Here is an 11,787-nt window from a genome sequence, read left to right on the forward strand (position 1 = left end):
TGTGATCTCAATTCCCCATTCCCCATTACCCATTACCCATTACCTTCTACAATTGTTTCTGCTGCTTCAATGTACTGACTGTCTAACAGAAAAGCACCTTTTTCAAAGCGAATTCCCCAATAATTGCCGGGACGCCGATCGATCACAACGCCTTCAGCGCCGATCGCAATTAAATTCGCAGGCCGCAGCATTGGCATCGGTTCGGCAGTTTTGACGTAAGGTGGCATCGCCACAACTCGGACTTTTTGACCGATTGTAAATTCTTTTTCCATGAGCTTTATTCCTTTTGGCGGCATAATCTAATCGTAACTGGGAGTGCGATCGAGAGCGATGAAATTTCAGACAGTATCTTTCATGCGTTTAGCCAACAAACAATCCTCAAAGCTAAAGGATTCTTCGTCTAAAAAGCTGGAGATTGCCATGAAGTAGGCGTAAGCCGGGGCGTAGCCATCGCGGCTTCGAGAGAACATTCAAGTTCAGCGGACTTGGACAAGAGGGCAGCTTTTATATAGTCAGGCAAATAATCGACCAACTGATGAATAGCTTCTGGAGACAGGTGTTGCGTGGCGATTGTTTGATTCATAACTCTCTGATTTCAAGTTTTGATTCTTTAGTTGCCTCGCCCCGGTTTGCAATCGGCAAAACCAAGTGCTTCGCTATCGAGGAAATTAGCAATTGCCATGGACACAACAATTTCGATCGGATATTCAATTTCCGCAGCACGGGCGATGAGGGCGGCACGAATTCGTTCTGGAAGGTATTTTATGATGGCTTCGGCATCAGCAGCAGATAGTTGTTCCAGAGTTGTTGATTGTATGAGTCTAGTTTTTCGGTGGGATTTGAACGTTGTAGGGCGGCTCAGTTGCTCTGTGAATAATGGCTTCTAGCTCTAATAATAACGCAGGGTTGCTCCATGTTTCAGTCCCAGCACAGGAAAAATATTGTGTATGACTTTTTATTTTAAATATTCCTGCAAGAATTTCCAAGCCATTTGAGTACCCTCGCCTGCGTTGACTTTCCCAAAATCTACATCTTTTCTCAAAACTACAAAACCCACACCTTCTTTGATTTCTATTTGCTCACAATTCCTAATCCTAGCCAAAAACAAGTGATTTTCCTGTATAACTTTTTGATTATTTTGGGTTTTTTGGTGTAGAAAAGTTGTGATAAATTCTATTGTGTAATTGGTTTCGAGGCAAGTTTCTTCCTCCAGTTCTCGCACCGCTGCCTGCTTTGGACTTTCTCCAACGTCCACGCCACCACCAAAAGTAGAAAGCATCCCTTGACTTGCAATACCTACAATATTATCTCGCAGTTGTGCCACAATCTGACCGTTGGGGAGAATTAGAAAAATGCGAACAATTGACTTAGGAATATTCATATTAGATGTTTTAAAATGTATAGTGTAGTTAAACTTGGTCTACTTTGTTTCAGTCCCCTCGCCGGGAAAAAGTAGAGCATAACACGGATGAACACGGATACACGGATGACTTGAGTCATCTGACTGTTTGCACAATTGGCTAACTTGACTATCCTCCGTGTATTCGTGTGCATCCGTGTCGTGCTGATTCTCATTTTTTCCCCCGATCGCACATAACACCCGATACCGATCGCGCTACAATTATGGATCGGGATAAAAACGGCTGATTAGGAAAGTAGAGGAGTAGGTGCTATGGCTACAAGTCGTCGCATTGAGCGTGTAGCTTCAATGGTTAAACGGGAAGTCAGCCTGATGTTGCTGAATGGAATCAAGGACGATCGGGTAGGTGCCGGTATGGTTAGCGTTACCGATGTAATTGTTTCGGGAGACCTTCAGCATACAAAAATTTTTGTCAGCATCTACGGTACTGATGAGGCGAAGGCCGAGACTATGGAGGGTTTGAAATCTGCTACTAGCTACGTCCGCAGTCAGTTGGGCCAACGATTGCAACTGCGCCGGACGCCGGAAGTGATTTTTCTGGAAGACCGTTCTTTGGAACGGGGCGATAAAATGTTGATACTGCTGAATCAGCTTTCTGCCGATCGCAAACCGGATATTTTAGATCCCGATGAAGAATTCGCTGAGGATGAAAGTCCCGATTGAAGCGAGAAGGAAGAAGGAAGAGGGAAGAAGGAAGAGGGGAAGAGAAGGAGATAGGGAAAATTCCCAATTCCCTGTTTGGCCGATTCCCAATTCCCGATTCCCGATTCCCGATTCCCGATTCCCAAATCTAAAATCTAAAATCTAAAATCTAAAATCTAAAATCTAAAATCTAAAATCGAATGATTGACAATCTTTCCTTACCAGAACTGGTGGCCCAGATGTTCGTGGTGCGCGCTTCTGGCTGCTTGTTCGACCACCAAATTCGCTATCGGGAATGGGAACCAACTGCCAGCAAACTCCGCTATTATCTGGAAAATTTGGGCGTCGGTGGGGTGATTTTGGTCGGGGGAAGTGCTGCGGAGTTGGCACTTCGATCGCACCAATTGCAGTCTTGGGCCAAGTTTCCGTTACTACTGGCGGCTGATATTGAGGAAGGTGTCGGCCAGCGGTTTGCGGGGGCGACTTGGTTCGGGCCGCCGATGGCAATTGCTGAAGTGGCGCGGCACGATGCAGGTAAAGCCGATCGATATGCTGAACAAATGGGCGCTGTGACTGCGATCGAAGCGAGGGCGATCGGTCTAAATTGGATTCTCGCACCAGTGGTTGATGTTAACAACAATCCCGACAATCCTGTGATTAATGTCCGCGCTTTTGGCGAGACACCGGAAATTGTCGGGAAATTAGCCGCTGGTTTTATTCGCGGCGCAGGTGAGCACCCGGTTTTGACTACAGCTAAGCATTTTCCCGGCCACGGGGACACGGCGGTTGATTCTCACTTGGAATTGCCGGTTTTGCCACATTCGCCCGCGAGATTAGCCCAGGTTGAGTTGCCTCCTTTTGTCGAGGCGATCGCTGCTGGGGTAGATGCTGTGATGAGTGCTCACTTGCTGATTCCGGCTTGGGATGCCGAGTGTCCTGCTACTGTTTCTCGCAAAATTTTGATCGGGAAGCTGCGAGAAGAGTTGGGATTTGAAGGTTTGATTGTGACGGATGCTTTGGTGATGGGTGCGATCGCCAATAAGTACGGCGCTAATGAAGCTGCTGTTTTGGCGGCTGAGGCTGGTGCTGATGTTTTGCTGATGCCGCTTGACCCGGAAGGGGCGATTCTCGCTGTGTGCGAAGCGGTCACTCAAGGGCGGATTTCATTATCACAAATCAAGGAATCTGTCAAGCGAATTTGGAAAGCGAAAATAAAGGTGGGTTTGCCGATTTCTGACCCCCCCCAACCCCCCCTTGCTAAGGGGGGGAGCAAGAATCTAGAATCGATTTCTGACCCCCCCCAACCCCCCCTTGCTAAGGGGGGGAGCAAGAATTTACAATCCCTGGAGTCGATCGACTTAAGTTTGCTGGCCAACCCACAGGCAAGGGCAACTGCTGCCGATATTTTGCGAGATTCTTTGAAATTTGGGGGAAATCTACCTTTGCAGGTTGCAAAACCCGCAGAAAACCAGCTTTTACGGAATTTGATTGTTGTAGATGATGTTTTGGGGTGTGAGTTTTTGGGCAACCACACTCCGGCGATCGCCATTCCTGAACAGTTTGGTTACGAATTGCAACTGATTGACGATCGCACAGGGGCGATCGCTGATAATACAGGTGCAGAGCATTTTTCTCCGACACTGCTGCAAATTTTCATTCGCGGCAATTGCTTCCGAGGCAGTGCTGGTTTGACCCAAGCAGCTCAAGATTGGTTTAAGAAATTATTAAAAACGGGAGAACTGCAAGCTGTGTTAATTTACGGCAGTCCCTACGTTTTAGAGCAATTTTTGCCACACTTGCCTCCGAGTATTCCTTATGTATTTTGTTATGGGCAGATGCCGGCAGCGCAATCTCTAGTTATAGAAGTGCTATTCGGCATTGACGGAACTGGTAATGCTTGAGTTGCCCCACTTCTGAATCTTTCCTTTGCTGCTTGCTGCGTTAGGAGTTAAATTCATCAACCCGGTTTCTCGCGACAAATTCTGCCTTTGGTGGCGAAGTATCCAGAAACCGGGAATTGGACGCGGGTTCCTAAGTTCTGAATTGAGCTTTCCAGCAGATCACCCTGCTTGTGGGGCAAATGTGCTGCTTCTCCACATCCTAAGACAGATCCCATCACTTACTGATAATTCGTATAATTTATTTTTATTTACGGCAGTGAATTGTATAGCTGTATACGGACAAAATTTAACTTCCATATTCGTAAGTTTGGACTATATTATTACCAGGGCCATAAATTTTTTTAGTAAAACATTGAGGGCGCATTATGATTCACTCCACTCTTAACCAAATCCAATACTCTTTAGATGTGATCCAAGATGAAGCGCGTCACCTCGTGCATGAGGGCGTGCTGAGCCGCCAACAGCCCATCTATACCCTGTGCCAATTCATCCCACCCCGGGAATGGGCCTGTGTAGAGTGCGAGTTAGAAAAATGCGACTTCTTGCTGCGCGATCGCATCGCCGACCTGATCGGTTCTGAAAAATGGGACAATGACTAAAGTTTGGTTCTCTTAAATAAGTTTGCAAGTAATTTTGCAAGTAATTTTCCAAGTAAACTCCGGCTGTGTTAAAGACTCTTAATTCTTTAATACTGGGAATTTTCGGCGCGCAAATTTTCCAACTCGGCCCTCAGCGCTGCCATGTGTGCAGTTAATTCTTGAATCTCTAGCTGTACGTTAGGCTGTACAACCGACTCGGGAGGAGCATCAGTCGCTGCATCTGATTGCTTGGGCGAGACAGATTCACTGTCTGCATTCTCCCGATCGCCCGGTTGAGAGAAAATAGTATCTACAAAATTCCGGGCTTCTCGCTCAGTCATTTCTCCTTTTTCCAGCAGCTCATCGGCTAGCTGACCAAAATCTGACTTCAGTTTGTCCAGATTTTCTTCTCGCTTCAGAGGATCTTGCAATGTCTCAATTAAAAAGGAAGTTGCACCTAAAGTTAGGTGAAATCCTGTTTGCAGCATTTGAGGCAGGTTGTCGGGATTCATCTAAAAATGCCGCTAGAACGTTTTTCTGAGTTTTTGGTTCGCTACTTGCTCCCAAGTCGGGGCGTAAAGCCGCTTCTTAGCGGGAAGATACTGGCGTTGTGGGTCGCGATCGCCCGTAGTCAGGAAATATCAGCTTTTGGGGGGACGTTTTGTCGTTGTGCCAATACTAATCGTATCATTACTTGGTAAATTCATAAATGTCAAGTGTAAATTTTTGTAACTACGAATCGAGACTTTCCCACTGGAAGGCTCAGTCTATTTTAGATGTTAGATTTTAGATTTTAGATTGAACAGGACTTAGGCACTGGGACTAAAAAAACCCGGTGGCTGATTACCCGTGCGTAAGTCCTGTTCAATCCCGTTAAGGATAGAGCGCCTCACCGGTGGAGGGGTCAAAGATAAATAGTCGATCGAAGTCAAGCTGTACCTTCAGCCGATCGCCCGATCGCAAGCGAACACTCGCAGGTATTTGTAACTGTACAGTAGTGTCAGCGCTCACCAAAGGCAAACTAGCCCGAATTAAAGTTTCTCGCCCCAGAGGTTCCACTACTTTTACCTCTACATCGAGAGGGACTTTTTCTAAAGCCCAAACATCGGTTTTCAAATCATCATCTTCTACCGTTTGTGGGGTAAACATTTCTATATTTTCTGGACGGATGCCCAAATCAAATCCTTGTCCTTCTCTCGCCTGCAATTTTTTCTGAATCGAGGGCGGACAGACTAAAGATTGATTTCCTACTTGAAAGGATTCGTTACTATATATTACAGGCAAAATGTTCATGGCGGGATTGCCTAAAAATGTTGCAACCATGCGGTTAGCTGGTTTGGCATAAATGCTTTGTGGGTCTCCAATTTGTTGAATTTTTCCCCCATTTAAGACTACAATCTTATCAGCTAAAGTCATCGCTTCCACTTGGTCGTGAGTGACGTAAATTGTGGTAATTCCCAGCCGTTGATGCAGTTGTTTGAGTTCTGCTCTAGTGTCGTCTCGCAGTTGAGCATCGAGGTTAGAAAGCGGTTCATCTAAAAGAAATACTTTCGGTTCGCGGGCGATCGCCCTTCCCAGTGCTACCCGCTGCTGCTGTCCGCCTGATAGCTGTTTGGGCTTACGCTTGAGGAGGTGGTCGATCGAGAGCGATCGGGCGACTGTTTCGACTCGTTCTTGAATTTTAGTCGGGTCAACATTCCGCATCCGCAATCCAAAAGCCAGGTTTTCGCCGACAGTCATGTGCGGATAAAGTGCGTAATTTTGAAATACCATTGCTACATCCCGCTGTCTCGCCGGAATGTTGTTAACTAAATTATCTCCGATGTAAAGATTGCCGGAAGTTGCGGTTTCTAAACCTGCAATTGTCCGCATAATTGTCGATTTCCCGCAGCCGGATGGCCCGACTAATACCCAAAATTCCCCGTCCGGGATTTTGAAGCTGATGTTTTCGATCGCGGTGACGTTTTGGTAGCGTCGGGTAATATTTTCTAAGCGAACATTTGCCATTTTGTGACTGTAATTGGTAATTGATAATTAGTGATTTTTACCTTCAGTCTTCAGCCTTCAGAAAACTGTTCCAATTCTAAAACTGTGCGATTTAATTCTTCCACTATAGGCGTTAACTCAGCTTGGCGGAATGCTTCTACTAAAGAACGATAATACCAGAGAGAACCCTCTTTCCCACCTTTGAAGCGTTCCCAAACACAGTCGCCCAATTGACGGGAATCTTTCAGGATCGATCGAGCATTATAAAGTTTATCAGCAGCCGAGACTAATCTCACTGAGGCAGAAGCTGTAGAAATGCGATCGATATAAGCTTGTTTTCGCTGTCGCCAAGGGGGTTTCGGCGTCTCGTCACTGTCGGTACAGCCGTCTACAATCGCTGTGACGGTATCGCCAAAGCGGCGGCGGATGGCTTCGCGGGTGGTGGCGCCGCCTTGATCTTCGATCGCATCATGAAGCAAAGCTGCGATCGCCTCATCTTCATTTGCCCCATATTCTAAAGCTATACTAGCAGTGCCCAACAAATGGGCAATGTAGGGAACGCCGGAACCTTTGCGAACTTGGGTAGCGTGCAATTCGGCGGCATAGGTGAGGGCTTCAGAAAAACGGTTTGAGAGAATCATGAAAGTCACCTTTCTGAATTGCTATGATATATAAATTGTCGGGCTAAGTTGAAAAGACAAAATCTACCAAGTTCCATAAGATCATAAAGATGCGATCGAGAGCGATCGCTTGTACAATTATAATCGTTAAAGAGAGGTTGCTAGCATGACAGCTACTATAATTATACCCAAAAATGCAGGTCAAAACTCAGAGCCAGAATCACATCCCAAATTAGAAAATACACCAGAAATTTACCCAGAATCTCAGCCAGAAAAAGTCATATCTCTCGAAGAGTTTTTAGTCAATCCTCCTGATAGAATGGAATGGGTTGACGGCAACTTAGTGGAGAAAACAGGAATGACATTCAAGCACAGTCTAGCTCAATCTAAATTAGCCCGTTTCTGGGGAAATTATAAAGACTCCAGCGGACAGGGAGGAGAAGTTCTTACCGAAATACTTTGCCGCACTAACAAACAGGGTCGCCGTCCCGATGTTGCTTACATCACTCCTGAACTCCTGCCGCCATCGGGCAATTTTACAGCATTTTCCCAAAGTTTTCCTTTGATAGCGGAAGTTGCTTCCCCCGAAGACAGTGCCGAAGACTTATTTGCGAAAGCTCAGGAATATTTGGAATCGGGATGTTTAGAAGTTTGGTTGCTATTTCCTGAAGCTAGATTAATATTTGTGAATGCAGGGCAACGCTGGCGGTTGTTTAATGCGGATGAAGTTGTGAACACTCAAAGTGTGCTTGCAGGTTTTAGCGTAGCCGTCAGTGAATTGTTGGCTTGAGGAATTTGTTAAAACAAAATTATCAAATATTCTGCAGTATTGATATAGTAGTACGCGGTGCAAAAAACGGTAAACCATGACAGCCACAAATCTCGTCAATAAATTTGAGTACAAACCCCTATACAAACCAAATCAATTAATTTGCGGAACGGGGCAAACAGCCATTGTCAGTGGCTGGACAGTAAAAAGTGCGATCCTTTCCAAGGGCTGCGCTAACGGCAAAAAATTACAACCCAATGAATTTGCTGTCATCGGACAACTGTACTCGCCCACCCGCGGCATCAACTTCTTAATTAGAAACTTGCTGTGCAATCCCCACGTCCGCTTTTTAGTAATTCTCAACGCTACCAAAGAAGACAGCAACTCCGGTGCTGCCGCGTGCTTGCTCGACTTTTTTCGCAACGGCTTTGAAGCCGGAAAAAGCGATACGGGTAGAGATTGCTGGTTAATTAAATCTTCAATATTTGGCTACATTGATATTGAAATAGCAGCAGAAGCCTTAGAAATATTGCGTCATTCAATAGAATGGAAAGAAGCCAGAAATTTATCAGAAACAGTGACTTTTGTCAAGTCTTTTTCTGAAAAAGAATCTGTGGAACCTTGGGGAGAACCCGTAACTTTTCCGTTAGTCGAAATCGTCCCGACTGTACTCCCCGGCCAGAAATACGGACACAGAATCGAAGGCAAAACTATCGCCGAAACTTGGGTAAAAATCATCCACCGAATTAAGACCACCGGCACCCTGCGGCCGACTGGTTACGACGGACAATGGCAGGAATTAATCGACTTAATGGCAGTGATTACAGATGAACCTGCGGAGTTCTATTTTCCTGAACCGAATTACTTACCAATAGACCGTGATTTCCTCGAACAGTACAAACCGCAAATGCTCGAAGATGCCCCATATAACGAAGGCATTAAATATACCTACGCACAGCGGATGCGGTCGTGGTTTGGACGCGATCAAATCGAAGAAGTTATTGCCAAACTAATTAAGGAAATTGACGCAGCAAGTGCTGTAATTAGTCTGTGGGATGCAGGCGGAAATATTAACAGAAGACCTGACGGTTCCTCCGACCACCAGCACAGCGGCAGTCCTTGTTTAAATCACATTTGGGTGCGAGTTGTGGATGAGGAAATATCGCTAACAGCAACTCTCCGCAGTAACGATATGTTTGCTGCTTGGCCGGCAAATGCAATGGGTTTGCGGGCTTTGCAGCAGCATATTCGCGATGAAATTGCGAGGCGTTCCGATTATAATTTGACAATGGGCCCGTTGGTAACGCTGAGTCAATCGGCTCACTTGTATGACGATACCTTTGAAAATGCCGATCGACTTATTCAAACCCAATATGCTAAAATCTGCGAAGATAGAGACTTTTTCGATGCAGCGGGCAATTTTTTAGTTGAAGTAGCCGACAATCAAATAGTTGTCACGCAAACCACTCCCGGCAGCGGCGAAGTTGTCACCTGTTATTCTGGAACAAACCCTCTCAAGTTAGTGCGAGAAATTTGTGCGGCTTCCCCGGCTATCAAAGGCGAGCATATTGGTTATTTGGGAATAGAATTGCAAAAGGCGGCCGAGTGTCTGAAAACCAGCAACCAATACATTCAGGATAGAAAATGAATCTAGAAGAAGAAAGACCGAGTTGGGACGAATACTTCTTAATGTTAGCAAAATTGGCCGCTACTCGATCGACTTGTTTGGCTTTTCCTGTAGGCGCAGTGATAACTAAAAACAGGCAAGTTTTAGCAACGGGTTACAACGGTTCGCCGTCTGGTTCGGCACACTGTACTACTCAAGGCTTCTGCTATCCTGGTTTGAGTAGTTGCGACGCCAGCAAAACTTTGCCCTCAAGGGCGGTTCACGCGGAAGCAAATGCGATCGCCAAAGCTGCTAAACACGGTATATCTACTGCTGGGGCTAGTATTTATGTCACTTTAGAACCCTGCATATATTGTTTGAAATTAGTCATTGCGGCTGGAATTCGAGAAGTGTTTTACGAAACGAGTTTTAACAGCGGAGAAAAAGCTGCTTTGAGAGATACTTTTATCAGTGAAGGTATTGTTGAGTTAAAACAAATTAAGCTATCTGAAGATACAGCCAAAAAAGCCGCTTTGTTTTTGTTAAATCCTACATCTGTGTCCCAAAAATTAGTATAGGATCAATCCTCCCCGTGGTTGTGGCAGCCAGAGGAAATAACTGTGCTGTGTTCCTATAAATGATATTTATTTGCTGGTAATTTGTAGGGATACGGCAGTGCAGTATCCTAAATCCCGCGTGATACACAGGATATTATGTCCGGTCCCTAATACGGTAGGGGCGGGTTCACCAAAAATATCTGCCAATAATTGACAATCTCAAAAACCCGCCCTTTTAATCGCTCGATCAGACATGATATGATGTTTATTTTACCCTTTGCAAAGACACAGCACTGCCGTGTCCTTACAACAAATAGAGATGGCAATTAACCAAAAAACGGCCTTACAAATTGTGAATACCGTGTAGTTCAATCAATCAAACTCATTCACCGCTTGCAAATAGTCGATCGCCGCATCTATCCTCGAAGAATACTTAAAAGCAAACTGATCGAACCAATATCCCTCATCGGAATTCTTATCCAACTTTTTCAGCCAAACCTGAGCTTGCCTAACTTTCTGTCTGTGCGTTTGTACCTCCAACTGCCCCGCGACTTTTTCTGCTGGCTGCGGTTGCTGTGAAGCGACTGCCTGAGCTTTATTTTGCGCTTCGTGCTCAGCCTTAAGCGGTTGCTGTGAAGCCACTTCCTGAGCTTGATTTTGCCCTTCGTACTCAGCCTTAATTTGAGCTAAATCCTTATCTAAAGAACCAGCATAAAAATTTATATCTGATGTTTTAAATGTTGGATTTGACGGCACTGCTGCTTGTGGCACAGGCGCTTGTGCTTGCACCGGCGTCTGACTTTTCAACTCAGCATTTTTTTGAGATGCTTGATACTCTGCCTTAAGTTCACCTAACAGGCGTTCGATAGATTCCATAACTTAAACCCCCCTAAAAAATGCTGCTGGGCCAACTGGCCCAAATATAATCGCGTGAACTTCGCCCGCCTCCTCAATCAGTTATTGCATTCAGCAATACCTCCGTCAGGGTCATTCCTTCAATATCATCCATCGTGACAGTATCAACGATATCGAATTTAGCCCCGGCGCTTTGCAGTTCGTCATCCAATATCTTGAGAAACTTAGTAGCTTCCGGCGCATCCCCTACTTGAATGAAAGAAATCGCCAACTCTTCATCTCGATCGAGCTTCCGGGAAGCCTCTATAATGGTTTTCATCACTTCTTTGCGATCGTCGGGTTCCCCGTCCGTCACCACTAATATTGTTTCCCCATTTTGCTTGGTCTTACCGGATGCTTTGCGCTGAAAATAACTGTTCAGGGCGTCTTGCAGAACAGCAGCTAAATTCGTAGTCCCCGAAGGTTCGTTTTCTTGGAAAATTTGCACGACTTTAGCTGATGTTACGTTGTCATATCGCTTGAAGCGACCGGAAAACACATAAACTGTTATGCCATCAGGATCAAGTTCTTCGCATTTATTCGCCAATGCGATCGTCGATTCTTGCATGAGCGCCCACCGACTTTTACCGCCCATCTGGTCTTTTGTGTACATAGCTGGTAAAAGTATAGTCATTTATAGGCATGGGAGGCTTCAAGTCCCTCCCCCTTCACTTTTACTTTGAGCGGATTAACCCGCATTGGCCCAACTACGCAGCTCCCTATCAAGAAAGCTGAAGGCATTTGGGATTGCTTTTCTGAGGATGTTGTACGAAGCGTTGATATCAGAATTAATTAACTGACCAGTCGATGTTTT

General features: G+C 45.5%; 15 protein-coding genes and 1 pseudogene. 7 read left to right on the forward strand and 9 right to left on the reverse strand.

Features of this window, described 5'->3' with window-relative positions; translation table 11 throughout:
* Nucleotides 1–32: 32 nt before the first annotated feature.
* Both sipA and QUB24_RS22945 read right to left on the reverse strand, forming a co-directional pair.
* Nucleotides 33–272: a regulatory protein SipA gene (gene sipA / locus QUB24_RS22940; RefSeq protein WP_333058291.1), complete on the reverse strand. Its 240-nt coding sequence runs from the start codon at nucleotides 270–272 to the stop codon at nucleotides 33–35.
* A 66-nt stretch (nucleotides 273–338) separates the two neighbouring features.
* On the reverse strand, nucleotides 339–470 hold the full coding sequence (locus tag QUB24_RS22945) for a hypothetical protein (RefSeq protein ID WP_333155743.1): 132 nt from the start codon (nucleotides 468–470) through the stop codon (nucleotides 339–341).
* Nucleotides 471–680: 210 nt separating this feature from the next.
* Here QUB24_RS22945 and QUB24_RS22950 point away from each other — a divergent pair, with 210 nt between their 5' ends.
* Nucleotides 681–887, forward strand: a complete 207-nt coding sequence (locus QUB24_RS22950) for a hypothetical protein (RefSeq protein WP_333155745.1) — start codon at nucleotides 681–683, stop codon at nucleotides 885–887.
* Between the two features lie 68 nt (nucleotides 888–955).
* On the opposite strand, the gene QUB24_RS22955 is transcribed toward QUB24_RS22950, so the two are convergent.
* Nucleotides 956–1,381, reverse strand: a complete 426-nt coding sequence (locus QUB24_RS22955) for an NUDIX domain-containing protein (RefSeq protein ID WP_333155747.1) — start codon at nucleotides 1,379–1,381, stop codon at nucleotides 956–958.
* Nucleotides 1,382–1,672: 291 nt separating this feature from the next.
* Between QUB24_RS22955 and rbfA the strand changes: the two genes are divergently transcribed.
* The 3 genes from rbfA to QUB24_RS22970 all read left to right on the forward strand — a co-directional run bounded on the left by rbfA (nucleotide 1,673) and on the right by QUB24_RS22970 (nucleotide 4,562).
* Nucleotides 1,673–2,083, forward strand: coding sequence for a 30S ribosome-binding factor RbfA (gene rbfA / locus QUB24_RS22960; RefSeq protein WP_333155749.1), 411 nt, complete (start codon nucleotides 1,673–1,675; stop codon nucleotides 2,081–2,083).
* A gap of 179 nt (nucleotides 2,084–2,262) precedes the next feature.
* Nucleotides 2,263–3,963: a glycoside hydrolase family 3 N-terminal domain-containing protein gene (locus QUB24_RS22965; protein WP_333155752.1), complete on the forward strand. Its 1,701-nt coding sequence runs from the start codon at nucleotides 2,263–2,265 to the stop codon at nucleotides 3,961–3,963.
* A gap of 365 nt (nucleotides 3,964–4,328) precedes the next feature.
* Complete coding sequence (locus tag QUB24_RS22970; RefSeq protein ID WP_333155755.1) at nucleotides 4,329–4,562, forward strand: DUF4327 family protein; 234 nt, start codon at nucleotides 4,329–4,331, stop codon at nucleotides 4,560–4,562.
* Between the two features lie 86 nt (nucleotides 4,563–4,648).
* Here QUB24_RS22970 and QUB24_RS22975 read toward each other — a convergent pair whose 3' ends face one another.
* The 3 genes from QUB24_RS22975 to QUB24_RS22985 all read right to left on the reverse strand — a co-directional run bounded on the left by QUB24_RS22975 (nucleotide 4,649) and on the right by QUB24_RS22985 (nucleotide 7,168).
* Nucleotides 4,649–5,053 (reverse strand): hypothetical protein, encoded by a 405-nt coding sequence (locus tag QUB24_RS22975; protein WP_333155757.1) that lies wholly within the window; start codon nucleotides 5,051–5,053, stop codon nucleotides 4,649–4,651.
* Between the two features lie 361 nt (nucleotides 5,054–5,414).
* Nucleotides 5,415–6,548, reverse strand: a complete 1,134-nt coding sequence (locus QUB24_RS22980; RefSeq protein ID WP_333155759.1) for an ABC transporter ATP-binding protein — start codon at nucleotides 6,546–6,548, stop codon at nucleotides 5,415–5,417.
* Nucleotides 6,549–6,598: 50 nt separating this feature from the next.
* Nucleotides 6,599–7,168 carry an HD domain-containing protein gene (locus tag QUB24_RS22985; RefSeq protein WP_333155761.1) on the reverse strand — a complete coding sequence of 190 codons (570 nt, stop codon included), beginning with the start codon at nucleotides 7,166–7,168 and terminating at the stop codon, nucleotides 6,599–6,601.
* Between the two features lie 145 nt (nucleotides 7,169–7,313).
* Here QUB24_RS22985 and QUB24_RS22990 point away from each other — a divergent pair, with 145 nt between their 5' ends.
* The 3 genes from QUB24_RS22990 to QUB24_RS23000 all read left to right on the forward strand — a co-directional run bounded on the left by QUB24_RS22990 (nucleotide 7,314) and on the right by QUB24_RS23000 (nucleotide 10,100).
* Nucleotides 7,314–7,937: a Uma2 family endonuclease gene (locus QUB24_RS22990; RefSeq protein WP_333155763.1), complete on the forward strand. Its 624-nt coding sequence runs from the start codon at nucleotides 7,314–7,316 to the stop codon at nucleotides 7,935–7,937.
* 76 nt (nucleotides 7,938–8,013) lie between these two features.
* Nucleotides 8,014–9,564 carry a thymidylate synthase gene (locus tag QUB24_RS22995; protein ID WP_333155765.1) on the forward strand — a complete coding sequence of 517 codons (1,551 nt, stop codon included), beginning with the start codon at nucleotides 8,014–8,016 and terminating at the stop codon, nucleotides 9,562–9,564.
* Nucleotides 9,561–10,100 carry a dCMP deaminase family protein gene (locus QUB24_RS23000; RefSeq protein ID WP_333155767.1) on the forward strand — a complete coding sequence of 180 codons (540 nt, stop codon included), beginning with the start codon at nucleotides 9,561–9,563 and terminating at the stop codon, nucleotides 10,098–10,100. The genes QUB24_RS22995 and QUB24_RS23000 overlap by 4 nt, the downstream gene beginning before the upstream one ends.
* A gap of 351 nt (nucleotides 10,101–10,451) precedes the next feature.
* On the opposite strand, the gene QUB24_RS23005 is transcribed toward QUB24_RS23000, so the two are convergent.
* The 3 genes and pseudogenes from QUB24_RS23005 to QUB24_RS23015 all read right to left on the reverse strand — a co-directional run.
* The gene (locus QUB24_RS23005) at nucleotides 10,452–10,955 is read right to left on the reverse strand and encodes a salt stress protein, Slr1339 family (protein WP_333155770.1); all 504 of its coding nucleotides are present in this window, start codon (nucleotides 10,953–10,955) and stop codon (nucleotides 10,452–10,454) included.
* A gap of 73 nt (nucleotides 10,956–11,028) precedes the next feature.
* Entirely contained in the window at nucleotides 11,029–11,586 is a 558-nt protein-coding gene (locus QUB24_RS23010; RefSeq protein WP_333155771.1) for a VWA domain-containing protein, read from the reverse strand.
* A gap of 17 nt (nucleotides 11,587–11,603) precedes the next feature.
* Nucleotides 11,604–11,787, reverse strand: a pseudogene (locus tag QUB24_RS23015) (RNA-guided endonuclease TnpB family protein); the annotation flags it as partial.

Origin of the sequence: Microcoleus sp. B9-D4 (assembly GCF_036705105.1) — a bacterium.
In the GTDB taxonomy this organism is placed as follows: domain Bacteria; phylum Cyanobacteriota; class Cyanobacteriia; order Cyanobacteriales; family Microcoleaceae; genus Microcoleus.